Raw genomic sequence first — 25,960 nt, forward strand, 5'->3', positions numbered from 1 at the left:
GGAAGGACCACCCCGCTCCGGCGGTGCGGCGCCGTGGGCGGCGAGTGCGCTAGTCGTTGTCCTGCTCGACGGCGGTCCACAGGAAGGCGCTGCTGCCGGTGATCTGGCTGCTGCGGGAGTCGAACGTCGCCAGGCCGTTCACCGCGTCGTCGTCCTCGGCCGCCGTCACGGTGAGAGGCTGAGGGACGTCCCAGTTGTCCGGGGTGAAGGTCAGCGGCGGTCCGGCGGACAGGTCCGTGTCGCCGGAGACCCGCGCGCTGCCCACGATGACGTTGCCCGGGGGCTGCTGGCTGAGCCGTACCTGGACGCTGGCCGTGCCGCCCTCGGGCACCGTGATTTTGGAGGGGGAGAGGAGGATCCGCAGCCGCGGGGGGGAGGGCGAGGGGCTGGGTGAGGGGGCGGGACTCGGCACCAGCCTGACCGTGCACGGCACGCCGTTGAGGGCGAAGTCCGTCGGCGGCGGGTTGCCGCCGGTCCAGGTTCCGTTGAAGCCGATGCCGAAGGTCTTTCCGGAGCCGAGCGATCCGCCCCACGCGGGGTTTCCGGCGGTGACCTGCTGGCCGCTCTGGCTCCACTGCGCGCTGAAGCCACTGGTGATCCGCTGGGTGCTCGGGAACGTGAACGTCAGCGCCCAGCCCGAGATCGGGTCTCCGGTGTTGGTGATGTCGATGAAGGCGGTGAAGCCGCCCGACGAGGTGCCCCAGCTGTGCGAGGTATAGGTCACCGCGCAACCGGCCGCCGCGGCGGCGGAGGTGGCCGTTCCGCCCATGACGGCCCCGGCCGCGAGGAGCACGGTGGCCGCGGCCGACGCCAGAACCCTGTTCTTTGACGAGCCCTTACCAAGTCTCACGAATGATTCTCCTCCTGTTGAGGCACCCCGTTGACTGCCGCCCGCCCCCGTCGGCGGTTCCAGGTTCGGACGGTTTCCGGAGGATGTACAGATACCGTCATCGTCCCTACGGTCATCGCCTCCCCGCGTCCGTGTGAGGCCTGGGGAAGGGCCTTCGAGAGCTCGGGAAACGCCGCCCTCACACCCGTTGTCCAGTTGGGGACAGCAGGCGGAAGCGGGTGAAAGATTCACGTCCCGCGAATAAGGGACGTCTCGCGGCTTCGTACCGCCGAGGCGGTGCTCGCCGCCCGCCCACCGGTGAAAACCCGCCGAACACGGGTGACGGCGGGCTCGGCCGACGGTTCTCCGGAAGAGCATCGAAGAGCTGTGACCTGCGGATCTTCGGGTCCCGCGACCGCGCTGGACACGCCGGTGGCCTCAAAGCGGAATAACCAGCGGCAGACGTCGGTTAGAGTGATCGTGCCGATGTGGTTTGTGTCCCCCGGGCCGCAAATTACCGCCTTCACGGAATACCGTTCGGCTGGAGCCGTGTTGTGCCTCTCGCCGAGGAGGCGACCGCCACATCGGCACCAAACGTCACGCCCCGCGGGCCCCTCCGGCCCGCGGGGCGTTTCTTTTCCTCCCTGCTCCCTTCGTGCCTGGTGAGCGGTTTCATCGGACTCGTCACGGAAAAGCGCGATGGTGTTGGAGGAGGGCTACAAACCTGTGAGCTCCGCTTGTGTGGGTGCGTACAACCGTTGGCCGTCGGGCCACCGCCTAGTGTTGTGTAACCCGTCCCATGAGGAGAGCCCGTGCTCTATCGCCTGACCAAGATCGTCAGCGCTCCGATGCTGCACCTGCTCTGGCCGACCACGGTCACCGGACACGAGCACGTCCCCGTCTCGGGTCCGGCCATCATGGCCTCCAACCATCTGTCGATCCTCGACTCGACCTTCCTGCCGCTGGTGCTCAAGCGCCAGGTGCGCTTCGTCGCCAAGGCCGAGTACTTCACCGGCAATCCCGTCACCGCCATGTGGATGCGCGCCACCGGTCAGATCAGCATCGACCGGCAGAGCCCCACCTCGGCCCAGGACATGCTCGACGCGGCGGCGGAGGTGCTCAGGAAGGGCGAGCTGTTCGGCATCTACCCGGAGGGCACCCGCTCCCCCGACGGACGCCTCTACCGGGGCAAGGTCGGCGTCGCCTGGCTGGCCCTGGCCACCGGCGCTCCGGTGGTCCCGGTGGCGATGGAGGGCACCGGTGAGGTGCTGCCGATCGGGGCGGCCAGGCCCAGGCTGGGCCGGGTGAACGTACGCATCGGCAAGCCGATGACCTTCACCGGCTCGGAGACGAGCGCGCGCGACCGGCGCAGGGTGACCGACGAGATCATGTTCGCGATCCAGGAGCTTTCCGGCCAAGAGTACGCGACAAGCTACGCACCCAGCCGTTCACAGACCAAATGATCTTTTATGGACATATGTCGCGTTAGCGCACGCTAGGCTGCGGCCCTTGGGCGAAAAGATCTGGGGGGATCAGGTGGCACGGGGCAGAACGATCGCGATCACGTCGGCAGCCGTCGTCCTGGTGGCGGGGGCCGCAGGGGGCGGCGCCTGGTGGTACCTGCACACCAGGGGAACACCCCAGGAGACCGCGGAGCGGTTCGTCGGCGCCTGGCAGCGCGGCGACCTGGCGGGCATGCGCGCCGAGTTGGGAGCGCCGGACCCGGCGTTCCCGGCGGCGTACGAGAACATGCGCAAGGCCCTGGCGGTGCAGAGCACCACGGTGCGGCTCGACGGGGTGAGCGAGACCGGGGACGGCACGGGACAGGCCGCCTACACCGCCACCCTGAAGCTCAAGGACGTCGGTGAGTGGAGTTACTCCGGCAGCGTCGACCTCGCGGTCGTCGACCGGCACTGGCGGGTCAGGTGGTCGCCCAAGGCCGTCCACCCCGACCTGACCGCGAACACCGCCTTCGCGCTGAAGACGAAGTGGCCGGAGCGAGCCGCGATCACCTCGGCGAACGGCGGCCGCATCGACGGCTCCGACGCGGGCGGCTCGGTGCAGCAGATCGTCGGCTACCTGGAGAAGGCCACGGCGAAGAGCGTCGCGAAGCTGGGCGTGCCCTACAAGGTGGGCGACGCGGTCGGCGCGAGCGGACTGCAGCACACCTTCCAGAAGCGCCTGGCCGGCACCCCGGACACCGAGATCGAACTCGTCGGCGCGGACAAGAAGACGATCAAGACGCTCGACACGATCAAGGGTGAGGCCGGCGAGGATCTGGAGACCACTCTGGACACGCGGGTCCAGCGGGCCGCCGTCGGAGCGGTCCGCGACCTGAAGAAGACCGCCGCCCTGGTCGCGATCAGGCCCTCGTCGGGCGAGATTCTCGCGGTGGTGAACAACGTGGGCGGCTTCAACCGTGCCCTGGACGGCAACTACCCTCCCGGCTCGACCTTCAAGGCGGTCACCGCCGTGGGACTGCTGGCCGAGGGAATGAGCCCTCGTGATCGGGTCACCTGCCCCAAGGACGTCACGGTCGGCGGTCTGCCGATCCGCAACTCCAACCACGCCGCCTACGGTTCGGTGTCGCTGTCCGACTCCTTCGCCTACTCCTGCAACACCACCATCGCCCCGCTGACCAAGGAGCGGCTGAGCGCCGACAAGTTGCTGAGCACCGCGGAGCTGTTCGGTTTCAACAAGCCGCTCAACATCGGCGTCGCGGCCGCCAAGGGCAGCTTTCCCAAGGCCGAGAGCGACGCCGAACTGGCTGCGGAGTCGTTCGGCCAGGGCCGGATCACCGCCAGCCCGCTGATGATGGCCTCGGTCGCCGCCGCGCTCGCCGACGGCACCTGGCGTCCGCCGACCCTGGTCCCCTCGCTCAAGCAGGAAGTGCAGCCGCAGGCCCTTCCCGAGGAGGTCATGCCGAGCATGCATCAGATGATGTCCGCGGTCGTCACCAAGGGCACCGCCAAGGACGCGGGCCTGCCCCGGGGCACCCGGGGAAAGACCGGGACCGCAGAGTACGGCGAGCAGGGCGATCTGAAGACGCATGCCTGGTTCATGGGGTTCCGCGGCGAGGTCGCCTTCGCGGTGATCGTCGAGGGAGGCTCGGGCGGCGGCGCGGTCGCCGCCCCGGTGGCCGCCGACTTCCTGCGCGCTCTCGGCTGATCTCGCGCGAGCCGTCCGTTGCCGGACCTCCGGCCGCACCTCGTTGGGCGACGCGGCCGATCCGGCCGTTTGCGCCTACCCGCCGGTCACCCCGCCGGAGCCGTACTCCGCCCTCGTGAACTCGCCGCTTGAACACACGCCGCGACCGGCCGCCGACCGAGCCTCCGCACCACCCGCCGTCTTCACTGCGAACGCTCGGAGTGCTCCGAGCGGTCGGGCGATCGCGACATCGACCGACGGACGAAGGTGGCGGCCACCATCACAACGGGAGCGCCGCGACCGCCTCGTGACGTAGCACCATGATGAGAAGCGTGGCGATCAGTGTCGCGATCAGCAGCCAGCTGAACATGATGATCACCGTCGAGCGGCGGAGACGCCGGGAGGACCGGCTCCGCCCCTTCCTCGCGCCACGCCTGCGGCCGCCGCCCTCCTTGCGCTGGACGCGCTCGTTGAACGACTCCAGCCGCGCGGCGAGTCGTGGATCCTCGTCGATGAGGTGCCGCTCGATCTGCAGCAGCATGCGCTCCTCGTCTTGTGACCAGGCCATGCATCACCTCCCCGGAACGCAAGCCGTGTGCGGACGTTCTGCCCAATCGTGAAGATCATTATCCTTTCCGAGAGCTTCGATTTACCCGTTCTTTTCCTGGACGCAATCTGAGCACGCGATCATGCCCTCTCACGGGGGCGATACGGCGCCGGCAGGGGTGTCGGGCGATTCCCAGCCTTCTCCGCGATCTCGACATTCCACCGCCCTCGGCCTTCCCTTCGCACCACCCGGCAGATCACTTGACGCCACGTCCACGCCCCCGACGGCGGGGGCGGGGGCGGGACATGAGTGGGAGCCCTTGACCGGGCCGCCCGCCGACCTCGCGAGAAGGGTGACGATCTTCGCGCCGGTGACATCACCCGCCTCGTACGGCGGCTCACCGCAGGAGGCGGGGATGTCACCGGCACAGTCCGTACCGGATCGTCACGCGGTGCGGGGACATCACCGGCACGGCCCGCATCGAATGGCCGTCCGACGCGGCTCGCACCGGATCGCACGGAGCCCGGTTCAGCCGAGCGGGGCCGTCACCGTTCCCGCGCCGACCGTCTTGCCGCCCTCGCGGATCGCGAAGCCGAGACCGGCCTCCAGCGCCACCGGCCTGCCGAGCTCCACGGTCACCTCGACCGTCTCGCCGGGCAGCGCGAGGCCGGCGTCCCCCAGGTCCATCCGGCCCGGTACGTCGGTCGTCCGCAGGTAGAACTGCGGCCGGTAACCCGTCGCGACGGCGCCGCTGCGCCCGCCCTCCTGCCCGGTCAGGAGGTAGACGCGGGCGGTGAAGGCGCGGTGGGCGCTCTGGGAGCCGGGTGCGGCCAGCACCTGACCGCGCCGCACCTGCTCGCGCCGGACCCCGCGCAGCAACAGCGCCGCGTTGTCACCGGCCTCGCCCCGCTCCATGGTCCTGCCGAAAGTCTCGACCCCGGTGACGACGGCGGTGAAACCCTCGCCGAGCCCGACGGCCTGGACAGTGTCACCGACCTTGACCGTGCCGCGCTCGATCGCCCCGGTGACGACCGTGCCCCGCCCGGTGACGGTGAGCACGTTCTCCACCGGGAGCAGGAACGGGGCGTCGGTGTAGCGGACCGGCACCGGGACGTGGTCGTCGACCGCCTGGAGCAGCGCCTCGACCGACGCCATCCACTCCGGGTCTCCTTCCAGCGCCCGAAGCCCGGAGACCCTGACGACGGGCACGTCCAGGTAGCCGTGCTCGGCGAGCAGCTCCCGCAGCTCCAGCTCGACGAGGTCGGCCAGCTCCGGGTCGGCCCCGTCGGACTTGTTGAGCGCGACCACGACGTGCTCGACCCCCACCCGCCGCGCGAGCAGCACGTGCTCGCGGGTCTGCGGCATGATCCCGTCCAGCGCGGACACCACCAGGATCGCCCCGTCGAGCTGCGCCGCTCCCGTGATCATGTTCTTCACGTAGTCGGCGTGGCCCGGCATGTCCACGTGCGCGTAGTGCCGCGTGGCCGTCTCGTACTCGACGTGGGAGATGTTGATCGTGATGCCCCGCGTCGCCTCCTCGGGAGCGCGGTCGATCCGGTCGAACGGCACGTACCTCGCGCCGCCCCGCTCGCTGAGCACCTTGGTGATGGCCGCGGTGAGCGTGGTCTTGCCGTGGTCGACGTGTCCCATCGTGCCGATGTTGAGGTGCGGCTTGTTCCGCACGTAGGCCTGCTTGGCCATGACTGTTCTTTCCCTCGATGCTCGCCTGTGGTGGCGACCCGTGCTCGGCCGACCCCTCCCCGCCGGGTCACCCGGGACTCACGGGAAGGGGTCAGCGCTCCGCGCCGTCGAGCCGCGGTGCGGCGGACATCGGGGCACGCTCCGGCGCGCCCGCGGTGGCGGGCGTCGCGAGAGTGGCGTGCCGGAACATGCGTTCATGGTCGGGTACGACCGGATGGGATCGCAACCGGATTTCCGGCCCGGTGCGCGGCGAGTGGGGCACGGCGGTCGGAGCACAGGACTTCGACATGCGGCCCGGCACTCGACGGGTCCCATCACGCCGTCCGGACACGCTCCGTGTCCAGCAGGACACCGAACGTGGATGATTGATGCCCGCAAAGGGTATTAAACCTCCTTGAATGCCTAATCGAAGGCATCGTCCATCAAGCACAACGGGGGAAAAGATGACGGACGCCAAGGAAGCCAAGGATTCCAGGAACAAGGCCGCGAAGAGCTCGGGGAAGAGCAAGAAGGCCGCGATCAAGGCGACACGAGCGGCGAAGGAGGCGAGGAAACACTCCGAGCAGCCCGAGGTCAGGGTGCCGGCGGCGGAGCCCGCCCACCCGGGTGGGCGGGCGGTCCAGTAGCCGAGGGTGTGAGACCGTGATCGGGTGATCGGGGTTCCACCCCGATCACCCGATCACGGTTTGGCGCGATGTCCGCCTGCCCGCCGACGGTCCGCGGACGATTCTCGCCCATGAGCGACGATTCCATCCCGTCGCGGGAGTCACCTCTTCCACCGGCGCCAAAACCTCCGGCCCGGTGGCGACACCTCATCGGCAGACGGCTTTCCCGATGACCTCCGGTGACTCAAGACGACTTCAGGAGACGAAGATGTCCACGCAGAAGCCCGCACGACCGCTCGACCACGCCTTCACGGCGCCTATCGAGAAGGACGGAGCCTTCGCCACCTTCGTGACCGTGCCGGACTCCGCCGAACTCCTCGGTACGAGGCGAGCCGTGAAGGTCGGTGGGACGATCGACGGCCACCCGTTCACCGCCACCCTCATGCCGTCGGGCAACGGCCCGCACTGGCTTCCCATCAGGGCCGCGCTGTGCAAGCTCATCGGCAAGGACCAGGCCGGCGCCGAGGTGACGTTCCACCTCGACCAGCGGTTCAGCTGACCCCGGGCGGAGCGGCGGGCTCGTGCCGCCCTGAGGGAGGTGTCCGAGTCCTGGTCGCGAGTCCGGGGCCGGTCTCCCGTGACGCGCCGACGGATCGGCCGATGCCGCGGCGTCGACGGGCGTGCGTCGTCCCGGCAAGGGGGCGGGTGACCGTCCCCGGGTGCTCGGGTCCCCGGGACCTCGGGGCGCTCCCGGCTCAGGGCAGTGACGCGGGCAGTCCGAAGGCGGCGAAGTGGCCGGGGTCGACGAACGAGGTGATGTCGGTGATCCGATCGCCGCGCAGGGTGAACACGTTGATCGACCAGGCGAGGTGCGCGGCGGCGCCCTCGTCCCAGAGGTAGCAGCCCACTCCCGGCTGGCCGTTCGCGCCGACCGGGAGGTGCCGCCAGCTTCCGCAGGTCGTCAGCGGGACCCGTACGGCGAAGTCGGTGACGGCCTCCAGACCGCGGTACCAGTGCGCCATCGGCGGCATCGACCAGGTGACGTCCTCGGTCAGCAACGCGACCAGGGCGTCGGTGTCGCCGCGTTCCAGCGCGGAGGAGTAGTCGGCGACGATCTCCCGTACGCGGGCGTCTCCGATCTTCCGCAACGTCGGCTGCTGCGTGCGGGGAAAGACCTTGTCCGCGACGACCCTGCGCGCTCGCGCCAGGGCGCTGTTCACCGACGTGGTGGTGGTGTCCATCGTGAGGGCGATCTCCGCGGCGGAGAAGCCGAGGACCTCGAACAGCAGCAGTGCCGCCCGCTGGTTGCCCGGCAGGTGCTGCAGGGCCGCGACGAAGGCGAGCTCGACGGCTTCGCGCTGCTCGTAGCGTGTGTCCGGGCCCACGGGGGCGTCGGTGAGACCGGCGTCGGGGTAGGGGCTCAGCCAGGCGACGTCGGTCAGCGGGGGGTCGCCGAGCACGGCGCGGTCGCTGGAGGGGCCGAGGTCGACGGGCAGTGCCCGCCTGCCACGGGCGCCGACGACGTCCAGGCAGGTGCGGGTGGCCACGGTGTAGAGCCACGAGCGCAGCGAGCTTCGGCCCTCGAAGCGCGCGAGTCCCCGCCAGGCCCGTAGCAGGGCGTCCTGCAGGGCGTCGTCGGCGTCGTGGGTGGAGCCGAGCATGCGGTAGCAGTGGGCGTGCAGCTCGCGGCGCAGGGGCTCCACGAGACGGGTGAACGCCGCGTCGTCCCCGGCACGCGCCCGGACCAGATCGGTGTCCCCGTCGATGTCCCCGTCGATGTTTCCGTCGCGAGCCGGATCGGTGCCCCCGTCGCGGCCCGGGGCGAGGTCCTCGTTCCCGGCACGCGTCCGCGCCGGACCGGCATCCCCGGAACCTTCCGCCGTCATGTCCGCGAACCGCGAAGAAATCTCCCTCACGAACGACGATTCTGCCCCACGCAGGGAGTCTCTACTTCGACCGAGCACCACAGCACCGTTCCAGACTGTTCCAGGAGATCGCGATGAGCCGCACAACCGTCACCACCGGGTCCCTCAAGGTCCCCGGCGCCACGCTCCACTACGAGGTGCGAGGGCAGGGACCCCTCGTGGCGCTCGTCGGCGCCCCAATGCACGCCGATCACTTCGCGCCGCTGGCCGACCTGCTCGCCACCGACCACACCGTGCTCACCACCGACCCCCGGGGCGTCAACCGAAGCTCCCTCGACACCCCCGGCCAGGACTCGACCCCGCGGCTGCGCGCCGACGACCTCTCCCTGCTCCTCGCCCGTCTCGACGCCGGCCCTGCCGCGGTCTTCGGCTCCAGCGGCGGCGCCGTCACCGCGCTGGCGCTCGCCGTCGCCCATCCCGAGCGGGTGCGTACCGTGATCGCGCACGAGCCCCCGCTGAACCGTCTGCTCGACAACCCCGACGAGCGCGACGCGGCGGTCGAGGACATCATCGCCACCTACGTCTCCGGCGACGTAGCGGGTGCCTGGACGAAGTTCATGATCAACGCGAACATCCCGCTGCCCGACTTCGAGGAGTCCACAGGCGGCCCCACACAGGCTCCGGCCGAGCCCGATCCGCAGCAGGCGGCGGACGAGCGCTTCTGGTTCCTGCACGAGATGCGCGGAACCACCCGCTGGCAGCCCGACATCGCCGCGCTGCGGACCGGGTCGCCCCGCATCGTGGTCGGCATCGGGAAGGAGTCGGCAGGCCAGCTCTGCGATCACACGTCGACCGCGCTCGCCTCCGCGCTCGGCACGGAGCCGACGTACTTCCCCGGTGGCCACATCGCCTTCCTCGACGATCCCGAGGGATTCGTCCCCCGGCTGCGTGAAGTCCTGCGAGGCGACTGACCGGACGGCGACGCCGTGGGCGCGTGTGGCCACGTGCTCGCATGTGACGGATCCCACCGACGGGGGCGGGATCCGTCACGGCGGGAAGATCAGGCGAGGTTCAGCTGCCAGGAGACGCCGAAACGGTCGTTGGTCCAGCCGAAGCGCTTGCTGAAGCCGTAGGAGCCGAGCGGCATCAGCGGTTCGCCGTTCTCCGACAGCGCCGCGTACAGGCGCTCGATCTCCGCATCCGACTCGCACTGCACGTACAGCGAGACCGACGGGGTGAAGCCGAAGGCGTGCTCCACGTTGCTGTCGATGGCCATGTACTGCCCGCCCGCCATCGTGAACGTGGCGTGCATCACGCTGCCCTCCGCGCCGGGGCCCTCGGGGCCGTAACGGAGGAGGCTGAGGATCTCGGCATCGTCGAACAGCGACGTGTAGAACGTCATCGCCTCCTCGGCTGCGCCCTGGAACATCAGGAAAGTGGTGATCTTCTGCGACATCGGAGCTCCTGTCGGAGGGGGGTGGATGAGAGTGTCCGCCGTCACGGGAACGTTCCGCTCGCCGACGGCTTCGGCGCCGGACCCGGCGGCCAGAAACATCGAACACGTGCTCGGCAAATATTTCAGGCTAAGCTTATATAAGTCAAGTTCGATATATCGGAGTGTCGTCCGCTTTCGCCGCGCGACGCTCACCTGGTCACGCCCATAGGAGATCCAGGACATTTGTCATGATTGACGCTGGATCGATGGATCTGCCGCGGAAAACGCGCTCTCCGTAGCGTCGTCCACATGACAGACGACACGAATGACACGAATGACACAGTGTCACTCAAGGACGTGACCAAACGCTTCGGGGCGGTGCGCGCCGTGGACGGTGTCAGCCTCGGCATCCCCCCCGGGCGCACCGTCGCCCTGCTCGGTCCCAACGGCGCGGGAAAGTCGACCACGATCGCGCTGCTGCTCGGGTTGCTGGCCCCCGACTCCGGAACGGTGCGCGTCCTCGGAGGCACCCCCGAGGACGCGATCCGGAGCGGGCGGCTGGCGGCGATGCCCCAGGAGGGCGGCCTCGTTTCCCGGACCACGGTCCGCGAGCTGGTCGGATTCGTCTCAGGGACCTACCCGGCGCCGCTCCCCCTACAGGAGGTGCTGTCGATCGCCGGGCTGGAAGGGCTCGCCGGTCGCAGGCTGGAGCGGTTGTCGGGCGGCCAGGCACAGCGGGTCCGCTTCGCGCTCGCGCTGGCCGGAGACCCCGAGCTGATCCTGCTCGACGAGCCGACCGCGGCGCTGGACGTACGGGCCAGGCGGGAGTTCTGGGAGAGCATGCGCGCCTTCACCGCGCGCGGCAGGACGATCCTGTTCTCCACCCACTACCTGGAGGAGGCCGACGAGTACGCCGACCGGGTCGTGGTGGTCGACAAAGGCCGGATCGTGGCCGACGGCACCAGCGGGGAGATCAAGCGGCTGGTCGCGCTGTCCACGGTCAGCGTCACCGCCGCCGGGGACGGCGCCTTCCTGGAACGCCTGCCCGGGGTCGTCTCCGTCGAGATCCGGGGGGAGCGGGCCCACCTGCGTACCCGCGACGCCGACGCCACCGTCGTGGCACTGGCGGCGGCGGGAGGCGTACGAGACCTCGAGGTCGTCCCCGCCGCGCTCGAAGACGCCTTCCTCGCATTGACAGGACAGGCGGGCCAGGCGGAGCGGGCAACGGAAGCGTCGGAGGTGAAGGTCTGATGTTCGGCTACATCCGCCTGGAGGTCACCAGAATCCTCCGCGACCCCGGATACGTGATCATGGGTTTCGCGATGCCCGTGACGATGTACCTCGTCTTCACCAACCTCGGAGTGGCGGGCGACGACCGCGTCTGGGCCGCCCTCTACATGATGGTCAACATGGCCGCCTTCGGCGCGATCGGCTCGGCCTTCAACAACGGCGCCGGCATCGCCGAGGACAGGACCGCGGGCTGGCTGCGGCAGCTGCGGACCACTCCCCTCGCCCCGGTACGGGTGGTCGCGGGCAAGGCGGCGACCGGTGTGCTCATGGTGCTGCCCGCGATCACCGGGGCGTGCCTGTCGGCGGCGCTGCTCAACGGGGTACGGCTGGAGGTCTGGCAGTGGATCTCGATCGTACTCCTGCTCTGGGTGGGTTCCCTGCCCTTCACCCTGCTCGGCATGGCCCTCGGCTACCTGTTCAGTGGCCAGACCGCCGCCGTGTTCACCATCGCGGCCAACATGACAATGGCGATCGTCGGAGGGCTGTGGCTGCCCACCGAGGGCTTCCCCTCCTGGCTGAGGGTCGTCGCACAGTGGACGCCGAGCTTCGGCTACGCCGACCTGCCGCGTAAGGTCGCCTTCGGCGAGACGCCCGGGGCCGGCACGGCGCTGATCCTGACCGGCTGGCTGGTCGTCTTCGGAATCCTGGCGGTGTACGGCTACCGCCGGGCAGGGCGCGTGCGATGAGCCGCGTGATGGGAGTGGCCGGGTGAACGGGAAGGCGGAGCGGCCCCGGGAGACGCCGGGGAAGGTGCCGGGCGGGGAAAAGGCCCGGAAGGGGCAGGGGAGGGTGACGAGGCGGGAAGGGCCGGGAGAGTTCGCCTTCTACCCGTGGCTGCTGCTCGCCTACCCCCCGATCAGCGACCTCGCGGCGGGCCACGTGCGGCCGACGGCACCGGCCGCGCTGGGCGTCGCCGTCTTCGCCGTCCTGTACGTGCTGTGCGTCCGGCTGTCCTTCCACAATGGGCGGCGCGCGGCGACCGTGGCGCTGGCCGGGCTGCTCACGGTTGCCTTCCTGCTGCTGGCGGGCTTCGCGCACAACTGGTTCTACCTCGCACCGCTGATGACCATCGCCTGTGGGGTCGTGCTGCGCGGCCGATCCGTCTACGTCATCCTCACCGCGCTCACGCTCGCGCTGGTGGCGGTGATGTGGCGCGCGGGGGCGAGCTGGCAGAGCATCTCCCTGGCCAGCTGGGGGACGACCACCGGCGGTCTCGTGGTCAGCGTCGTCCTGAAGCTGTTCTCCGTGATCGCCGAACTCCAGGAGACCCGCGAGGAGCTGGCCCGGGTCGCGGTGGCCGAGGAGCGGCTGCGCTTCTCCCGCGACCTGCACGACCTGCTCGGGCACACCCTGTCGGTGATGGTGGTCAAGGCGGAGGCCGTACGACGGCTCGCCCCCCGCGACGCCGAGGCCGCGGCACGGCAGGCGGCCGACATCGAGGCCGTCGGCAGGGAGGCGCTCACCGAGGTGAGGGCCGCGGTCACCGGCTACCGGGGCCGAGGGCTCGACGCGGAGCTGGCCTCGGCGCGCACGGCCCTGGCCGACGCGGGTATCACCGCCACCGTCACCGTCACCGGGGAACGGCCCGCGCCGGAGGCCGACGCCCTGCTGGGCTGGGCCGTGCGGGAAGGGGTGACCAACGTGGTCCGCCACAGCGCCGCGGGCACCTGTGAGATCCTCCTGGAGGGGACGACGCTGGAGATCCGTGACGACGGCCGGGGACGCGGCGGGAGCCCGGCGGGCAACGGCCTGCGCGGCCTGACCGAGCGGGTCGTCGCACTCGGCGGGACGCTGGAGACCCATGACCGCGACGGCTTCCTGCTGAGGGTGACGCTTCCATGATCAAAGTGCTGCTCGCGGAGGACCAGGGCATGATGCGCAGCGCGCTCGCCCTGCTTCTCGACCTGGAGGACGACATCGAGGTGGTCGCCACGGTCACCAGGGGCGACGAGGTCGTGCCGGTCGCGCTCACCGCGCGACCCGACGTCGCCCTGCTGGACATCGAGATGCCGGGAGCGAGCGGCCTGGAGGCCGCGGCCGGACTGCGGGACGGGTTGCCGGGCTGCAGGGTGCTGATCCTGACCACGTTCGGCAGGCCCGGCTACCTGCGGCGGGCGATGGAGGCGGGCGCCGCCGGGTTCATGGTCAAGGACGGCCCCGTCGAGGATCTCGCCGCGGCGATCCGCCGGGTCCTGGCCGGTGAGAAGGTGATCGACCCCGTACTGGCCGCCGCCGCGCTGAGCACCGGTGCCAGCCCGCTCACCGATCGCGAACGGGACGTGCTCGCCGCGGCGGCCGACGGCGCGGCGATCTCCGACATCTCACGGCGGCTGCACCTGTCGGAGAGCACCGTGCGCAACTACCTGTCCGCCGCGATCGGCAAGACCGGCACCCGCAACCGCATCGAGGCCGCCCGCACCGCCCGGCACAACGGCTGGCTCTAGGCCGCCCGCCTCTCCCCCGAAACGGACCGACCACGAGGGAGAACCGGCGCCGTGCGCAACGGAGGCGCGCACGGCGCCGGACAGGGCCGAGATCAAAGGACGGGGGCCGGGGCAGGGGCGGGGAGGGGCTCGGTGTCGTCCGCGGTGTCGTCCGCGGTGAGCCAGTCGCGCATCATCGCGTAGGTCTTCTCCGCGATCAGCTTCTGGCCCGCGGCGTTGGGGTGGAAGAAGTCCCACTTGCTCAGGTGGCCGACCGTGAAGCGCTGCCTGAAGATCTCGTTGCCGTCGAACCTGCAGGCGGGGCCGTACGCCGCGCAGACCCTGGCGAGCGCGGCGTTGTAGTCGGCCACCCTGGCGCGCACGCGGTCGCGGCGCGCCTGGTCGGCCGCCGAGGTCGAGGTGGGCCGCGCCAGCATGGTGGGGCAGATCCGGCCCACCGCCCAGAACCCGCGCGCCACCGGGTTCTTCCTGCCGATCTGCCACAGCCGCTTGAGGTCGGGGACGCTCGCCACGAACACCCGGCCGCCGGGCCGCCCGGCACGAAACAGCGCCAGGGCCTCGGCCACCCGCCTCTCGTAGACGGCCACGGGGGTCATCAGCCGTTCGGCGGACACGCAGGCGTCCTGGGCGCCGATCAGCACCGTCACGTAGTCGGCACGCTGGCTGACCGCCCGGGCCACCTGGCCGGCGAGGTCGGCGCTGGTGGAACCGGGGACGGCGAGGTTCACGTTGTTCCCGGCGACCATGTCCGCGGCCCGCAGCCTGGCGTACTGGCTCCGTACGCTCGGGTGGTCACCGGTGGACCAGGAGCGCGAGGCGCAGGTGAGATACCAGCCGCAGGCGTTGAACCCCGCGCTGATGGAGTCGCCGAGCGCGGCCATGACCACCGGCCGCCAGGGCTCCGCCGTCCGGGTGGCTCCGGCCGGGGGCACCCAGGCGGTCATGAGGGCGGCCAGCCCTGTGAGTGCTGTCACAGTCGTGCGAAGCATGACACCTCCGCTGAGAGATCGCGTCTGCTTCGGATGTATCACCGCAGGCCAGGACGGTAGAGTCTGTTGACCGAGTGCCTTGGTTTTCTTGACAGCGCGTGGCGGATGTGCTGGCGGGCATACTGCCGTCGAACACGTTCAGTTCCCCGCATAGAGTGGCAGAGGTGAGTGTAGCGCTCGGATCAACCCGTCCTCTCGTGGTGACGACCACCCCCATCGACGACCCCGGTGACCTGTTCACACGACTGCCCGAGGCCGCCCCCTACGCCTGGGTGAGACACGGAGAAGGTCTCGTCGCCTGGGGCGAGGCCGTCCGCCTGGCCGTGCCGCCCGGCCCGGGGCGTTTCGACTGGGCCCGCGACCGACTGTCGGGCCTCTTCGGCGAGGCGCACGTCGACGACGACGTGACCTCGCCCGGCTCGGGTCCCGTCGCCTTCGGCTCCTTCACCTTCGATCCGGAGGCGCACGGCTCGGTTCTCGTCGTCCCCCAGACCATCCTCGCCCGCCGCGACGGCCGCGCCTGGCTGACCACCGTCGGCGAGCGGCGACTCGACGCGGTCACCCCGCTCCGCGCCCCTGGCAGGATCCGGTACGGCGACGGCAGCCTGACCGCGCCCGAGTGGGAGCACGCCGTGGCCAGGGCCGTCCGGCGTATCAGGTCGGGCCGGCTGGAGAAGACCGTGCTCGCCCGCGACCTGGCCGCCGTCGCGGAGCGTCCGATCGACGTCCGGCTGCTGCTCGCCCGCCTGTCCGGGCGCTACCCGGAGTGCTACACCTTCTCCTGCGCGGGGCTGGTCGGCGCCACGCCCGAACTGCTGGTCCGGCGCGCCGGGGAGACCGTCGAGTCCCTGGTGCTCGCCGGCACGATCCCGCGGGGCGCCGACGAGGCCGACGACGAGGCGCGCGGCACGGCCCTGTTCGCCTCGGAGAAGAACCGCTACGAGCACGCCTGCGCGGTCGCCTCGGTGCGCGAGGCACTCGACCCGCTCTGCGCCGAACTGAAGATCCCCGAGGAGCCCGAGCTCCTGGTGCTCTCCAACGTCCAGCACCTGGCCAGCCCGGTGAGGGGACGGCTGTCGGACGGGGCCTCGGTCCTTGACGTGGTGGCGGCCATGCACCCGACCGCCGCCGTCGGCGGCACCCCCACGGGGGCGGCCCTCGGCGTCATCCGCGAGCTCGAGGGCATGAACCGCGCCGGGTACGCGGGCCCGGTGGGCTGGATCGACGCGCGGGGCGACGGTGAGTGGGGCATCGCGCTGCGCTGCGCCCAGATCGAGGGCCCCACCGCCCGGCTGTTCGCCGGCTGCGGCATCATGGGCGACTCCGATCCCGCCTCCGAGCTCGCCGAGGCCGAGGCCAAGTTTCGGGTGATGCGATACGCCCTGGAGGGTTGACGCCGATCCGGTGTCCTCCTCCCGTCCTGGAGAGGCAGGCCGTTCCTCCTCGGTGTCTCCCGGCTTCGAGGGGGCCGCCCCCCCTTTCCCGCGTCCTCCCTCGGGAGAGCACGGGCGGTCACGGCGGGCGATGACCGCCCTTTTTCCGGGAGACATCAAGGGGACGTCCCGGCTATCCCCGCCCTGCCTCGCCGCTACCCGGCGAATAGGCGTACTCTCACAAGTGCAATACGTCGGACATTTCCAGCAAGAAACTGATATTTCTCCAGGTCGGCGTCCTCTCGTCGCCGTACGGCCGGTCAACTCGCCAGGGAGAGGAAAACATGGCCCTACTGACCACCGCCCGCCTCACGGTGCGTGACTGGAGTCCCGACGACGCCGCCGAGGCCCTCGCCATCTACGGCGTCCCGGAGGTCACCCGGTGGCTCTCCCCCGCGATGACGCAGCTCGAGGGCGAGCAGGCGATGCGGGCCACGCTGGAGTCGTGGGACCGTAACCGCAGCACCCTCACGCCCCCGCTGGGCCGGTGGGCGATCGTCCGCAACTCCGACCAGCGGGTCGTCGGCGGCCTCTCCCTGCGCTACCTGCCGCCCGACGAGGAGGACATCGAGATCGGCTGGCAGCTCTCCCCCGACGCCTGGGGAAAGGGCTACGCCACCGAGGCCGGCCGCGCCCTGGCCGCGTGGGCGTTCTCCATCGGCGCCCACGAGCTGGTCGCGGTCGTCCGGGTGAACAACGACCGCGGCGCGGCGACGGCCAAGCGCATCGGCATGCAGTGGGTCGGGGAGACGGACAAGTACTACGAGACGCGTCTCAACGTCTACCGGCTCTGGCCCAGCGACCTCTCCCCCGCCGACAAGGACCCGCTCCGCCCCTGAGGCTCCGATGCCAGGAGCCCTATGGGAAACGCGGGGACTTCCGAGGCGCGCGATACCGCTGTTACTACGCTGGGTCGATGACCGAACAAACGATCTCTGCGGATGGAACGGCGACGAGCCTCGATCTTGAGGCCGTCCTGGCCTCGGGGTGGGCTGTTCCCGAGTCCTTCGACGCCGAGGAGTTCCGCCGAGCCGAGGCGTTCTGGCAGGCACGGCGCGCGGAGGATGAGCGACTCCTGCGGGTCCGCGCCACGGCGGCCCGCCTTGTCGAGTCCTGGACCGGGCACACGCCGCGTGACGTCGGCTCCTTCGGGATCCAGCTCAACCTGGAGACCAGTGATCTGGATCTGGGAATCGGCTACCCGGTCGCCGGCCGCGAGGAGCTGACAGCGGCGCTCGCCCCGCACGCGGCGTTCAAGGGCGAGCGTCTCACCCGGTTCACCACCACCCGACTGGTGTTCTCCTTCGAGGTCGACGGCGTCGAGATCGACCTGTCGGCGCTCACCGAGGAGGACTTCGTGGTCGCGTGCCGCATGCTCGACGAGATCGACACCGGCATGAGCCGACGGGAACGGATCGCCCACACCTGGGTCAAACACCTGCTGCGCGCTACCGGCCGGACGCGGGAGTACGCGGCCTGGAAGCTGGCCACATACTCCCGATACTGCCCCGAGTTCAACTGGGTGCCGATCTCTGAGCCTGCCTGACCTGCAGCGGCTCAGGTCCCACACGGATCAGCCGCGTTGATCAATGTCCAGCCTGTCGTGGCCGCCCACCGGCTGTGCTCGTGGACGAGCCGGTCGGCGGCCTGCGATGGCAACGCCGCGACGACTCCTGGCACGGTGGCGGCCATGCGGCTGCGCAGCACCTCGACCTGCTCGTCCAGCATCGCGTCCAGCCGGATGATGAGCTGCCTCAGCTGCACCGGGCCGGGATGCTCGTCGATGAGGTCGAGCATGCGGGTGAAGACGGCGTACGCGGCGTCCTTGATGACGACCCGGGCCGCACGAACCTCGCGGCGTGGCTCACCGTCCAGCACCTTCTCCAGGGACTTCAGCGTGTAGTCCAGCGCGAAGTTCCGGTCGACCCACACCGGTACTGCGCTCGGCGACGAACGACGGATTACGGACACCGTCGACGATCTCCTCAGCACTCAGGTGCGGCATCGGACGCAACAGCAGATCCGTCCGCCCCTGGAAGGCGTGCGTGGCGTGCAGCTCTTCCAGGCTCATCAGCTGATCGAATGTGATGTGCGTGAAGCGCGTCGGCACGCCGAGCGCCGACAAGGTGCGGATCGCGACCGCGTTCTGCTCGCCGGTGGTTTCCTTGTTGAATCTCCGCAGGATGGAGGTGACGCCGGACTCCACCCCGAACAGCATGCGGCGCAGCCCGTCGCGGACGAGAGCCCGCCACATCTCGGCCCGCTCGATGTGCCACTCCCGGTCGTGGCCGGGGTGGACGACCTGGTCGATGCGGCACGACGTCTCCCACTTGAAACCCGCTTTGGTGATCTCGGCGGCGACGGCTAGTGCCCGCGGAACGGCGTCGTCGCCGCGTCCGATGGCCTCCTCGTCCACCAGGTACAGGGTGCGGGAGAGGTCGGGGTGGCGGTCGAACTCCTCCTTCAGCGCCTCCAGCATCCACGGCAGCTGCTCAGGGGCGCCGCCCGCCCACATCCCTTTATGGCCGCGCGGGCAGAACGAGCACTGGCTGGTACAGCCGCGGGTCGTCTCCAACTGCATCACCCCCTGGTGGGCGAAGGTGTCCTGCAGCAGGTCCAGCTCGGGGAAGAAGTCGTCGGCGTCGCGGTTGGGCACCGCCGCGGTGCGGCGCCGGCCGACGGCCATCGCGCCGCCGCGCGCCGCGCCGACGTAGCCGATGCCGTGAACCTGGTCGCGCTCGAGGTCGCCGTGCCAGTGCGCGATGACGTCGCGGATGGTCGGCTCGCCGGCCGGTGCTGACAGCGAGTAGGCGCCGCTCCAGCGTGCCGGTGAGCACGACGTTACGGCCGGGCAGGAGGCTGACGATGGTGTCGCGCAGCGCGTTGGGCTGGCTGCGGGGGATGTCGTGGATCGCCTGCTGCTGGGCGGGGGTCAGTGGGGTGAGCCTGAGCCGGCCGATGGCCTCCAGGAGCAGGCTGTGGCTGGCGCTGATGGTGGGAGGCATACGAAGCCTCCGTACGTGAGATACGTGGATGAGGGCATGACGAACCCGCCCTGTGGCGCCTCAGGGGGCGCTCAGGGCTGCGCGGTGAAAAAAGGGGTTAGGGGGTGCCGGTGGGCAGGGTGATGGTCGCGGTCATCGCCGCGTGGTCGCTGAGCCCCGAGGTGCGGGGCTCGTGCACGTAGCGGCAGTCGATGACCGCGCCGACCGGGGAGCAGAACAGGTGATCGAATCGGTAGCCTTCGCCGCTGCGGCGCCCGTACCAGGAGTGATCGTCCAGGTCGGGGTGGTGGCGGCGGAACGCGTCGCCGTATCCGGCGGCGGCGAACGCGTCGTAGAAGGTGTACTCCCAGTTGCCGAACACCGCGTGATGCGGCTTGTGGCCCCGCTCGACGACGTTGAGGTCTCCAGCGATGACGATCGGGCCGGTCACCGCGAGGTCGTCGGCCAGGGCGGGCAACAGTTCCGTCACCGCGTCTTGAAACAGGCGTTTGTCGACGTTGCGGCGCTGCTGGGGACCGCGGGAGGGCACGTACAGGCCGACCACGCCGATGCTGGATCCGTCGTCGAGGTGGAGGCGGATGGCGGCGCACCGGTGCGGCAGATGGCCGGGACGAATCTGCGGGGCCGGTTCCTGTTTGCCGATGCGGGAGGCGACGACCGTCAGATAGTCCGCGCCGCCGTCGCCCAGATGCACGCTGAACCCGTGCTCGCCCAGCGCTTGAGTTATGGCGTGTGCTCCAGGCGTGACCTCCGTCAGCACGACGACGTCGGCGTCCTGGGCGGCGAGCCAGTCGGCTTGCCGCCGGGACCGGGCGGGGTTGGCGTGCTGCACGTTGAGCGTCAGGACGCGCACCTGGCCGGGGCGGGCATAGTGCTCTCCCGCCTGCAGGATGCTGAGCTGCTGGCGGTCGTCGCCGCTCATTGGCGTTCCCTCACCGTCTCCTCGGTGAAGACCTCCCCCTGGGCGTCGAGGCGGGCCTGCACCTGCCCCATGATCGTGCGGGCTTGGTCGATCACCTCGGGGTGCGGGGGCGCGCCCAGCGCAGACAGGTTCATCGCCACCTGCTCCGCAGTGGTGAATCCGACCAGCACAGCCGCCTGATCATAGCGATCCAGGCACGCCCACAGGGCGATATGGATCAGGTCCTCGCGGCGCCACCCGACCAGGCCGCGCAGCTCGTTCAGCCCCTCGGCGATGACCTCGACCGCCGCAGGGGTGAACCACCGCTTGCGCGAGCGGTGGTCGCCGGGACCGATCAGCGGCATGGCCGCAGGGTCGTAGGCGCCGGTCAGCAGGCCCTGCGCCAGTGGCTTGTTGATCAGCACGCCGACCTTGTGCTTCTCGGCGAACGCGAAGATGCCCTCGGAGCGGGCCGCCGGGGACAGCAGGTGGTCGCGGACCGCGAGCAGGTCCGGGCGCACCGTGTCGAACACCGCCTGAAACCGGGCGATCTTGTCGCCGCGTTGGTCGGCGGCGACGGTGAGGCGGTCGCGGGCGAACCGGTGCGGACCTCGCATGCCGACTGCGTGGATCAGCCCTTCGCGCTGGAAGGAACGCATCGCCTCCACCGCAGGCTCCAGCCACCGGTCACCTTCACCGAAGTCGGAGTGGTGCAGGAAGTAGGCGTCGAGGTGGCCGGTGCGCAGGTTGTTCAGGGTCTGCTCCAGCTGGTGGCGCATGTGCCAGGGGTCGAAGCCGTGCGGTGCGGTGCCGGCGAAGTAGCCGACCTTGGACACCAGCACGATTTCCTCGCGCGGCACCTGCGCGACCAGGTCGCCGAGCAGGCGTTCAGAGCGGCCGTGCCCGTAGACGTCGGCAGTGTCGAACAGGCGGGCGCCCATCTGCCACGCGGTTTCCAGGCCGGCGGCGGCCACCTCCGGTGAGGTGCTGGTGGACCAGCCCATCGGCAGGCCGAGGTTTCCGGCCGGTCCGCCGATGCCCCAGCAGCCGATGCCGACAGCGGGCACGGTGATGCCGCACCGGCCGAGGGTGCGCTTCGGCAGAGACACAGGGACCGATGTCGTCACAGGAATTCTCCTTCGGTGTGCGGCACCAGTGGCGCCTGGTAGTAGCGGATCTCCTCCACCGTGGCCAGACCGGCCGCGCGCAGATCGGCCAGCAGCTCAGTGTGGGTGGTGGGGACGATGGCGCGGGCCACTTCGGCGTCATGGCGGGCGCCTGCGGCGAGCGCCGCAGCGATCAGCGGCCCGGCCAGGGCCGCCCGGTCGGCGCCAGGGTGGATCAGCACGTCGGCCAGCAGCGCCTCCGCCGGTTCTGCGGGGGCGGAGTGGATGAGCGGATAGACCAGGGCCGCGGCCTGCAGACCGGAGCCGTCGCCGTCGACGACGAGCAGGCCATCGGCGACGAACCGCTCGTCGCTGCTCCACCGCGGGTAGGTGTCTTGTGCGACGGCGAACCCGTGACCGGGGTGAACCGTGTGGTAGAGGCGGCCCAGTGCTGCGGCGTCGCCAGGACCCGCCGGCCGCACCAGCGTGTGGTCTTCATCCAGCGTGGCGAGGTCGCCAGCGATGGGGGCTTTCAGCAGCGCCGCAGTGGAGTGTGGGCGCCACCCGGCGCGGGTGTAGAACGTGCAGCCGTGCTCGCGGGTCGCGGGGATCTCCGCGGTGAGCACGACCATCCCCTGGGGGAGGGAATCGGCGGCGTACTTCAGCAGTAGGGTGCCCAGCCCTTGCCGTTGCCATTCGGGGGCGACGGCGGGCCCCACAGCCTGGCCGGTGCGCCTGGCGCGGCGGGGTGGCGCAGCGCCGCCGCCCCGGCCAGGCCGCCGGTGGCTGAGCGCGCCACGACCATGATCGTGGGGAAGGCGCCTCCCGGGGGGTGCAGCCGCGACCGCACCAGTGCAGCGGTCACCGGCCGCTGATCGGGCCGGCCTCGCATGGCGGCGTAGCCGAGGGTGGCGAGTTCCTCATCGAGGGCCGTTCCCGGCCGGTAGACGGAGATGCTGATCGGCAGTGTCACAGCCGACTCCTTGGGTGGGTGGCGGCCACGCCGACACATATGCTGCCTCGCCCGGCCCAGAACGCCGGGTGCAGGGCCAACGCGAGTGTCGGTGCAGCCGCATGGGTGGACAGGAGCACTTGGGCGAATTCGGTGTAGAAGGTGTCGCGCAGCTGGGTGGAGGTGGTGAACGGGGCGGGCCGCGATGAGCCGCACAGTCGTTGCCGGGCCAGCCATAGCCGTTCGCCCGGCGGGCCGGGCCATCCGGCGGCGGTGGCCAGCGCCTGAACGGCGCGGCCGGGCAGGTCGTATTCCAGCCGTCCTGCGGGGCCGGCGATGCGGGTGGTGTACAGCAGCATGCCGTCGTCGGTCAGCAGGTTGGCCAAGCGGGCGAGCGCCGTGTCCCGGTCGTCCGGGGTGGGCAGCAGGGACAACAACCCATCCGTGATGATCATGTCGAAGGGGCCGGACACGTTGGCCAGTTCCGGCGCCTTCGCCCACATGGTCGTCACGTTCCGGCCGCACCGATCGGCCCAGGCGTTGACGAGCGTCAGCGGCGTCCGGCAGATGTCGGTCACCACGATCCGCGCGTCGGGGAGCAGTTCGGTGAGCAGGCGCGGCATGGTCTCATCGGAGGAGCCGCACACCAACGCCCGTTTCGGCCTCCGGCCGGTGAGGGCCTTGCGGTAGAAGTCCTCGTGCCAGCGGGGGTTGCCTTTCAGCCCGGCCTGCCGGAAGAGCCGCCACGTGGAGTGGTAGCCGAAGCAGCCCCGGGTGCAGTGCCCGCGGGCGGCCGTCCACACGTCGCCGAAGGTCAGCGGAGCCGCCGTCATGGAGTGTCCTGCGGGGTTGCCTGCGCGATGAAGTGCAGCAGGCGGGCGATGCGCCGGTAGGGGTCGCGGCGTCCAGCTTCCCATTCGGCGTCAAGGAGCGTGTCGAAGCTGTCGCCGACCGGGATGTCGCCCAGGTGGTCGGTGAAGGCCCGCACCCCGTACCAGGCCGCGGTGGAGGCTCCGGCGCTCGCCAGCATCGCGTCGATGTCGGCGGCGGTATGCGCCCGGCTGGTCACGCCGAGGTTGCCTGTCTCGGCGTGGGCGTTCATCACCGCCAGCGCGTCAGCCCATCGTCCTTCCAGGCCCGGTCGCATGGCCAGCGCGTCACGGTTCTTCGTCAGTAGCGACACCAGGCCGCCGGGCCGGGCCGCTGCCACCAGGTCGGCCACGAACGGCTCAGGGGTCTCGATGTACATCAGCACGCCGTGGCACAGCACCAGGTCGTAGCCGCCGCCGACCAGGTCCGCCGCTTCGTGGCCGCTGCCTTCCACCAGCCGGACGCGCTGCCGCACCTGAGCGGATTCGCCCTCCAGTCGTTGCCGGGCTTGGGCGAGCATCGCCGGGTCGGGGTCGAGCACCGTCACCTGGTGGCCGATGCGGGCGAGCTGGGCGGCCTGGTGGCCATCCCCGCCGCCGACGTCCAGGACCTGCTGCGAGCCGGTGGGCAGGTGGGTGCGCAGGGCGCGGGCGACCAGTGCGTGCCGTACCGCGCCGCGCAGCGTGGCCATGTGCCGCGCGTACCCGGCCGACAGGTCCTCGCCGGACGTCGAAAACCAGCTGTTGGTCAACGTGTCTCCTTGGGTGACAGTAGGGATGCGAACAACGACGGGTGCTCCAGCACCAGCCGGCTCGACAGGTAGCGGGTCTGCAGGAGCTGCCGCAGCGCACGAACCGCCGGGGTGTCGGGCAGGGTGCCGGCGCGGACGGCGCCGCGCAGGGCCAGCAGTTTCGGCAGCCACTCCTCGACCGTGGTGAGGCTGACCGGGTCACGGCCGAGCCAGGAACGAAACCGGTCGGCGGTCATGACTTCCCACACCACCGCGTCACGCCATGTCTCGTCGGGGCCTTCGACAGTGGTCAGGTGCGGCAACCTGCACAGCCCTGAGCGTGGCAGGGGCGGCGGCAGGGGACTGGTCACGCACGCCCCGTGCAGGCCGCGGCGACGCCGTACCTCGTGCAGGTGCTCGCCGAACGCCATGGCCAGGCCCGCCTGCGCCAAGGCGGCGCCGGCGGGGACGACCGTCACGGCGTCGAGCCAGGAGCGGCGGGCGACGGTCAGCGCCACCCGTACTGCATCAGCCGGGTCGGGGATGGCGTACCAGACGCGGCGCCGGTCCGTGCTGCTGGTGACCAGGCCCGGCTCGAACATCGCTCCTGCGTCAGCGGCGGTGAAGTAGCGCTCCCCCTGCTCGGTGGTCCTCATGTGAGCTTCGGACCGAACCGCGAGTAGTAGCGCTCCAGCAGGGCGCACGACTCCAGCACCCGGTCGGAGGCGGCGACGTTGTGCCCCGCGGTGAAGCCGTGGCCGGGGGTGGCGAGGGTGGCCGCCCCCACCAGAAGGCTGGCGAGGATCAGGTCGGAGTAGGCGTTCGGCAGCGACTCGGCGTGGTGGAAGTTCACCGGGTATCCGTCACCGACGATCGTCGCGCAGGCTCCGGAAGTCAGGCGCATGCGGATGCCCAGCACGCCGACGTCGCTGATCTCTACGGCTTCCTCGGCGAGTTCGGCGATCGCGAACTCCCGGTCCCTGGAAGTCGTCGACACCAGGGCAGCTGGACCAGGCGTGGATACCTGAGACGGCGAAACAAATCATGGCGGGGTGCATGGGTGCGGACACCGACCGGCGAGGATTCCTCCTGCTGTCGGGGAAAGAAACCGCCGAACTGGCAGACGCCTGGGCCGCTGTACCCACAGAGAAGATCATTGACGCCAGTGGCGGCGGCACTGTGGATACCGAGGTGGCAACCTGGGTCGAGAATCGTATCCACCAGCTGTGGCACCTGGATGACCTCGTCGGCGGTGACTATTTCCTACACCTCGCCCAGGCCGATCTGCGGCTGATAGCCCGGCTGTTGCAGGGCGGCCGCTACCGTTCAGAGATCAAGCGGCGCCTCTATGGTGCGGCCGGGGAGCTGCTGCGCTTCGCCGGCTGGTGCGCGTTCGACGGCGACCGGCACGCCGCCGCGGCACGGTACTGGCACGCCGGGCTGCGTACCTCCGCCGCTGGGGGCGATACCCTGACCGGCGCCTACATTCTGTCGCTCATGGCTATGCAGCACACCTATGCCGGAGACGGTCGGGCAGCGATCAACCTGTTGCACACCGCCCGCGAACGCATCGGCCCCGGAGCGCCCCGCACGGTGCATGCCATGCTCGACGCGTGGCAGGTCCGCGCCCACGCAGTCGTAGGCGAGTCCCGCCAAGCCGTCGAGGTGCTGTTCCGCGCCGATGGCCACTGGGGCCACCGCGACCCGGACGAGGATCCGCCGTGGATTTACTGGATGCGTCAGCCTTCCCACACGATCGAGGTCGGCGCGGGCTTCGTACAGCTCGGTCGTCCGGATATCGCGGTGCGCCTCCTGGAGGAGGGCATGGCCTGTCGAGGCATCGACTACACCCGTGACACCGTGCTCGGCCTGACCGCCATCGCCGACGCACAGCTCGGCCAGGACGACCTCGACGGCGCCCTCGACACGGCGCGGCGCGCCGTCGAACTCGTCACCGACGTCGATTCCAACCGTGTCGCCGACCAGCTCAACGCCTTCGCCCTGCGACTTCCTGCCGGAGAGGCCCATGCCGAGGAGTTCCGCACCTGCCTGGATGCGTTGTCGCGCAACTGAGGAGTTACCGCATCCAACCTACGGACCACCGTCCGAGG

Annotated in this window: 30 protein-coding genes; 14 read left to right on the forward strand and 16 right to left on the reverse strand. The window is 70.4% G+C overall.

Going from position 1 to position 25,960, the window contains the following annotated elements:
- Nucleotides 1-49: 49 nt before the first annotated feature.
- Nucleotides 50-850 carry a cellulose binding domain-containing protein gene (locus ACIBH4_RS28265; protein ID WP_362765959.1) on the reverse strand — a complete coding sequence of 267 codons (801 nt, stop codon included), beginning with the start codon at nucleotides 848-850 and terminating at the stop codon, nucleotides 50-52.
- 791 nt (nucleotides 851-1,641) lie between these two features.
- Here ACIBH4_RS28265 and ACIBH4_RS28270 point away from each other — a divergent pair.
- Together ACIBH4_RS28270 and ACIBH4_RS28275 are read left to right on the forward strand one after the other, a co-directional pair.
- Nucleotides 1,642-2,292: a lysophospholipid acyltransferase family protein gene (locus ACIBH4_RS28270; protein WP_362515666.1), complete on the forward strand. Its 651-nt coding sequence runs from the start codon at nucleotides 1,642-1,644 to the stop codon at nucleotides 2,290-2,292.
- Between the two features lie 46 nt (nucleotides 2,293-2,338).
- Complete coding sequence (locus ACIBH4_RS28275; protein ID WP_362515668.1) at nucleotides 2,339-3,997, forward strand: penicillin-binding transpeptidase domain-containing protein; 1,659 nt, start codon at nucleotides 2,339-2,341, stop codon at nucleotides 3,995-3,997.
- Between the two features lie 259 nt (nucleotides 3,998-4,256).
- On the opposite strand, the gene ACIBH4_RS28280 is transcribed toward ACIBH4_RS28275, so the two are convergent.
- Together ACIBH4_RS28280 and tuf are read right to left on the reverse strand one after the other, a co-directional pair.
- Nucleotides 4,257-4,544, reverse strand: coding sequence for a DUF3040 domain-containing protein (locus ACIBH4_RS28280; protein WP_362515670.1), 288 nt, complete (start codon nucleotides 4,542-4,544; stop codon nucleotides 4,257-4,259).
- Nucleotides 4,545-5,051: 507 nt separating this feature from the next.
- Nucleotides 5,052-6,224 (reverse strand): elongation factor Tu, encoded by a 1,173-nt coding sequence (gene tuf, locus ACIBH4_RS28285; RefSeq protein ID WP_362515672.1) that lies wholly within the window; start codon nucleotides 6,222-6,224, stop codon nucleotides 5,052-5,054.
- A gap of 443 nt (nucleotides 6,225-6,667) precedes the next feature.
- Here tuf and ACIBH4_RS28290 point away from each other — a divergent pair, with 443 nt between their 5' ends.
- Both ACIBH4_RS28290 and ACIBH4_RS28295 read left to right on the forward strand, forming a co-directional pair.
- Nucleotides 6,668-6,850 carry a hypothetical protein gene (locus ACIBH4_RS28290; protein WP_362515674.1) on the forward strand — a complete coding sequence of 61 codons (183 nt, stop codon included), beginning with the start codon at nucleotides 6,668-6,670 and terminating at the stop codon, nucleotides 6,848-6,850.
- A 247-nt stretch (nucleotides 6,851-7,097) separates the two neighbouring features.
- On the forward strand, nucleotides 7,098-7,388 hold the full coding sequence (locus tag ACIBH4_RS28295) for a DUF1905 domain-containing protein (protein ID WP_362515676.1): 291 nt from the start codon (nucleotides 7,098-7,100) through the stop codon (nucleotides 7,386-7,388).
- A 196-nt stretch (nucleotides 7,389-7,584) separates the two neighbouring features.
- Here the strand turns inward: ACIBH4_RS28295 and ACIBH4_RS28300 are convergent, their stop codons facing one another.
- Entirely contained in the window at nucleotides 7,585-8,745 is a 1,161-nt protein-coding gene (locus ACIBH4_RS28300) for a sigma-70 family RNA polymerase sigma factor (RefSeq protein WP_362515678.1), read from the reverse strand.
- 83 nt (nucleotides 8,746-8,828) lie between these two features.
- Here ACIBH4_RS28300 and ACIBH4_RS28305 point away from each other — a divergent pair, with 83 nt between their 5' ends.
- On the forward strand, nucleotides 8,829-9,665 hold the full coding sequence (locus tag ACIBH4_RS28305; protein WP_362515680.1) for an alpha/beta hydrolase: 837 nt from the start codon (nucleotides 8,829-8,831) through the stop codon (nucleotides 9,663-9,665).
- Nucleotides 9,666-9,754: 89 nt separating this feature from the next.
- Here the strand turns inward: ACIBH4_RS28305 and ACIBH4_RS28310 are convergent, their stop codons facing one another.
- A complete protein-coding gene (locus ACIBH4_RS28310) occupies nucleotides 9,755-10,150 on the reverse strand; it encodes a VOC family protein (RefSeq protein WP_362515682.1) in 396 nt (131 codons plus the stop codon).
- 288 nt (nucleotides 10,151-10,438) lie between these two features.
- Between ACIBH4_RS28310 and ACIBH4_RS28315 the strand changes: the two genes are divergently transcribed.
- From ACIBH4_RS28315 to ACIBH4_RS28330, 4 genes are all read left to right on the forward strand, one after another.
- On the forward strand, nucleotides 10,439-11,380 hold the full coding sequence (locus ACIBH4_RS28315) for an ABC transporter ATP-binding protein (RefSeq protein WP_362765961.1): 942 nt from the start codon (nucleotides 10,439-10,441) through the stop codon (nucleotides 11,378-11,380).
- On the forward strand, nucleotides 11,380-12,105 hold the full coding sequence (locus tag ACIBH4_RS28320; RefSeq protein WP_350947201.1) for an ABC transporter permease: 726 nt from the start codon (nucleotides 11,380-11,382) through the stop codon (nucleotides 12,103-12,105). Before ACIBH4_RS28315 ends, ACIBH4_RS28320 begins: the two co-directional genes overlap by 1 nt.
- Before the next feature lie 103 nt (nucleotides 12,106-12,208).
- Nucleotides 12,209-13,261, forward strand: coding sequence for a histidine kinase (locus ACIBH4_RS28325; protein ID WP_362515687.1), 1,053 nt, complete (start codon nucleotides 12,209-12,211; stop codon nucleotides 13,259-13,261).
- Nucleotides 13,258-13,863, forward strand: a complete 606-nt coding sequence (locus ACIBH4_RS28330; protein WP_362515689.1) for a response regulator transcription factor — start codon at nucleotides 13,258-13,260, stop codon at nucleotides 13,861-13,863. Before ACIBH4_RS28325 ends, ACIBH4_RS28330 begins: the two co-directional genes overlap by 4 nt.
- 92 nt (nucleotides 13,864-13,955) lie before the next feature.
- On the opposite strand, the gene ACIBH4_RS28335 is transcribed toward ACIBH4_RS28330, so the two are convergent.
- Nucleotides 13,956-14,852, reverse strand: a complete 897-nt coding sequence (locus ACIBH4_RS28335; RefSeq protein ID WP_399173131.1) for a GDSL-type esterase/lipase family protein — start codon at nucleotides 14,850-14,852, stop codon at nucleotides 13,956-13,958.
- Nucleotides 14,853-15,016: 164 nt separating this feature from the next.
- On the opposite strand from ACIBH4_RS28335, the gene ACIBH4_RS28340 reads away from it, so the two are divergent.
- From ACIBH4_RS28340 to ACIBH4_RS28350, 3 genes are all read left to right on the forward strand, one after another.
- Nucleotides 15,017-16,246, forward strand: a complete 1,230-nt coding sequence (locus ACIBH4_RS28340; RefSeq protein ID WP_362515693.1) for an isochorismate synthase — start codon at nucleotides 15,017-15,019, stop codon at nucleotides 16,244-16,246.
- Between the two features lie 323 nt (nucleotides 16,247-16,569).
- On the forward strand, nucleotides 16,570-17,124 hold the full coding sequence (locus ACIBH4_RS28345) for a GNAT family N-acetyltransferase (protein ID WP_362515695.1): 555 nt from the start codon (nucleotides 16,570-16,572) through the stop codon (nucleotides 17,122-17,124).
- A 77-nt stretch (nucleotides 17,125-17,201) separates the two neighbouring features.
- The gene (locus ACIBH4_RS28350) at nucleotides 17,202-17,831 is read left to right on the forward strand and encodes a hypothetical protein (protein WP_362515697.1); all 630 of its coding nucleotides are present in this window, start codon (nucleotides 17,202-17,204) and stop codon (nucleotides 17,829-17,831) included.
- Nucleotides 17,832-17,842: 11 nt separating this feature from the next.
- Here ACIBH4_RS28350 and ACIBH4_RS28355 read toward each other — a convergent pair whose 3' ends face one another.
- Together ACIBH4_RS28355 and ACIBH4_RS28360 are read right to left on the reverse strand one after the other, a co-directional pair.
- Nucleotides 17,843-18,217, reverse strand: a complete 375-nt coding sequence (locus ACIBH4_RS28355) for a hypothetical protein (protein WP_362765966.1) — start codon at nucleotides 18,215-18,217, stop codon at nucleotides 17,843-17,845.
- Nucleotides 18,150-18,971 (reverse strand): radical SAM protein, encoded by an 822-nt coding sequence (locus ACIBH4_RS28360; protein ID WP_362765969.1) that lies wholly within the window; start codon nucleotides 18,969-18,971, stop codon nucleotides 18,150-18,152. Before ACIBH4_RS28360 ends, ACIBH4_RS28355 begins: the two co-directional genes overlap by 68 nt.
- Nucleotides 18,972-19,150: 179 nt before the next feature.
- On the opposite strand from ACIBH4_RS28360, the gene ACIBH4_RS28365 reads away from it, so the two are divergent.
- Complete coding sequence (locus ACIBH4_RS28365) at nucleotides 19,151-19,309, forward strand: hypothetical protein (RefSeq protein WP_362765972.1); 159 nt, start codon at nucleotides 19,151-19,153, stop codon at nucleotides 19,307-19,309.
- 78 nt (nucleotides 19,310-19,387) lie between these two features.
- On the opposite strand, the gene ACIBH4_RS28370 is transcribed toward ACIBH4_RS28365, so the two are convergent.
- Genes ACIBH4_RS28370 through ACIBH4_RS28405 form a run of 8 tightly spaced genes read right to left on the reverse strand, consistent with a single transcriptional unit; the run spans nucleotide 19,388 to nucleotide 24,846 of the window.
- Nucleotides 19,388-20,212, reverse strand: a complete 825-nt coding sequence (locus tag ACIBH4_RS28370; protein WP_362765974.1) for an endonuclease/exonuclease/phosphatase family protein — start codon at nucleotides 20,210-20,212, stop codon at nucleotides 19,388-19,390.
- Entirely contained in the window at nucleotides 20,209-21,318 is a 1,110-nt protein-coding gene (locus tag ACIBH4_RS28375; protein WP_362765977.1) for an aldo/keto reductase, read from the reverse strand. Before ACIBH4_RS28375 ends, ACIBH4_RS28370 begins: the two co-directional genes overlap by 4 nt.
- Nucleotides 21,315-22,016 (reverse strand): GNAT family N-acetyltransferase, encoded by a 702-nt coding sequence (locus tag ACIBH4_RS28380; protein WP_362765980.1) that lies wholly within the window; start codon nucleotides 22,014-22,016, stop codon nucleotides 21,315-21,317. Before ACIBH4_RS28380 ends, ACIBH4_RS28375 begins: the two co-directional genes overlap by 4 nt.
- A complete protein-coding gene (locus ACIBH4_RS28385; protein ID WP_362765983.1) occupies nucleotides 21,959-22,270 on the reverse strand; it encodes a hypothetical protein in 312 nt (103 codons plus the stop codon). The genes ACIBH4_RS28380 and ACIBH4_RS28385 overlap by 58 nt, the downstream gene beginning before the upstream one ends.
- Nucleotides 22,267-23,082 carry a class I SAM-dependent methyltransferase gene (locus ACIBH4_RS28390; protein WP_362765986.1) on the reverse strand — a complete coding sequence of 272 codons (816 nt, stop codon included), beginning with the start codon at nucleotides 23,080-23,082 and terminating at the stop codon, nucleotides 22,267-22,269. Before ACIBH4_RS28390 ends, ACIBH4_RS28385 begins: the two co-directional genes overlap by 4 nt.
- On the reverse strand, nucleotides 23,079-23,870 hold the full coding sequence (locus tag ACIBH4_RS28395; protein WP_362765989.1) for a methyltransferase: 792 nt from the start codon (nucleotides 23,868-23,870) through the stop codon (nucleotides 23,079-23,081). Before ACIBH4_RS28395 ends, ACIBH4_RS28390 begins: the two co-directional genes overlap by 4 nt.
- Nucleotides 23,867-24,505, reverse strand: coding sequence for a hypothetical protein (locus tag ACIBH4_RS28400; RefSeq protein ID WP_362515732.1), 639 nt, complete (start codon nucleotides 24,503-24,505; stop codon nucleotides 23,867-23,869). Before ACIBH4_RS28400 ends, ACIBH4_RS28395 begins: the two co-directional genes overlap by 4 nt.
- The gene (locus tag ACIBH4_RS28405; protein ID WP_362765991.1) at nucleotides 24,502-24,846 is read right to left on the reverse strand and encodes a hypothetical protein; all 345 of its coding nucleotides are present in this window, start codon (nucleotides 24,844-24,846) and stop codon (nucleotides 24,502-24,504) included. The genes ACIBH4_RS28400 and ACIBH4_RS28405 overlap by 4 nt, the downstream gene beginning before the upstream one ends.
- Before the next feature lie 59 nt (nucleotides 24,847-24,905).
- Here ACIBH4_RS28405 and ACIBH4_RS28410 point away from each other — a divergent pair, with 59 nt between their 5' ends.
- Complete coding sequence (locus ACIBH4_RS28410; protein ID WP_362515737.1) at nucleotides 24,906-25,922, forward strand: hypothetical protein; 1,017 nt, start codon at nucleotides 24,906-24,908, stop codon at nucleotides 25,920-25,922.
- The last annotated feature ends 38 nt before the right edge of the window (nucleotides 25,923-25,960 follow it).

Source organism: Streptosporangium sp. NPDC050284 (assembly GCF_044459525.1).
GTDB lineage: Bacteria > Actinomycetota > Actinomycetes > Streptosporangiales > Streptosporangiaceae > Streptosporangium.

Bases quoted from the DNA above. Each gene is read 5' to 3' on its own strand.
- ACIBH4_RS28280 (WP_362515670.1), bottom strand. From the start codon at position 4,544: ATGGCCTGGTCACAAGACGAGGAGCGCATGCTGCTGCAGATCGAGCGG.
- ACIBH4_RS28295 (WP_362515676.1), top strand. From the start codon at position 7,098: ATGTCCACGCAGAAGCCCGCACGACCGCTCGACCACGCCTTCACGGCG.
- ACIBH4_RS28360 (WP_362765969.1), bottom strand. From the start codon at position 18,971: ATGGCCGTCGGCCGGCGCCGCACCGCGGCGGTGCCCAACCGCGACGCC.
- ACIBH4_RS28345 (WP_362515695.1), top strand. From the start codon at position 16,570: ATGGCCCTACTGACCACCGCCCGCCTCACGGTGCGTGACTGGAGTCCC.
- ACIBH4_RS28290 (WP_362515674.1), top strand. From the start codon at position 6,668: ATGACGGACGCCAAGGAAGCCAAGGATTCCAGGAACAAGGCCGCGAAG.
- ACIBH4_RS28315 (WP_362765961.1), top strand. From the start codon at position 10,439: ATGACAGACGACACGAATGACACGAATGACACAGTGTCACTCAAGGAC.
- ACIBH4_RS28335 (WP_399173131.1), bottom strand. From the start codon at position 14,852: ATGCTTCGCACGACTGTGACAGCACTCACAGGGCTGGCCGCCCTCATG.
- ACIBH4_RS28400 (WP_362515732.1), bottom strand. From the start codon at position 24,505: ATGAGGACCACCGAGCAGGGGGAGCGCTACTTCACCGCCGCTGACGCA.
- ACIBH4_RS28410 (WP_362515737.1), top strand. From the start codon at position 24,906: ATGGGTGCGGACACCGACCGGCGAGGATTCCTCCTGCTGTCGGGGAAA.
- ACIBH4_RS28320 (WP_350947201.1), top strand. From the start codon at position 11,380: ATGTTCGGCTACATCCGCCTGGAGGTCACCAGAATCCTCCGCGACCCC.
- ACIBH4_RS28365 (WP_362765972.1), top strand. From the start codon at position 19,151: ATGGTGTCGCGCAGCGCGTTGGGCTGGCTGCGGGGGATGTCGTGGATC.
- ACIBH4_RS28305 (WP_362515680.1), top strand. From the start codon at position 8,829: ATGAGCCGCACAACCGTCACCACCGGGTCCCTCAAGGTCCCCGGCGCC.
- ACIBH4_RS28370 (WP_362765974.1), bottom strand. From the start codon at position 20,212: ATGAGCGGCGACGACCGCCAGCAGCTCAGCATCCTGCAGGCGGGAGAG.
- ACIBH4_RS28330 (WP_362515689.1), top strand. From the start codon at position 13,258: ATGATCAAAGTGCTGCTCGCGGAGGACCAGGGCATGATGCGCAGCGCG.
- ACIBH4_RS28350 (WP_362515697.1), top strand. From the start codon at position 17,202: ATGACCGAACAAACGATCTCTGCGGATGGAACGGCGACGAGCCTCGAT.
- ACIBH4_RS28310 (WP_362515682.1), bottom strand. From the start codon at position 10,150: ATGTCGCAGAAGATCACCACTTTCCTGATGTTCCAGGGCGCAGCCGAG.
- ACIBH4_RS28390 (WP_362765986.1), bottom strand. From the start codon at position 23,082: ATGACGGCGGCTCCGCTGACCTTCGGCGACGTGTGGACGGCCGCCCGC.
- tuf (WP_362515672.1), bottom strand. From the start codon at position 6,224: ATGGCCAAGCAGGCCTACGTGCGGAACAAGCCGCACCTCAACATCGGC.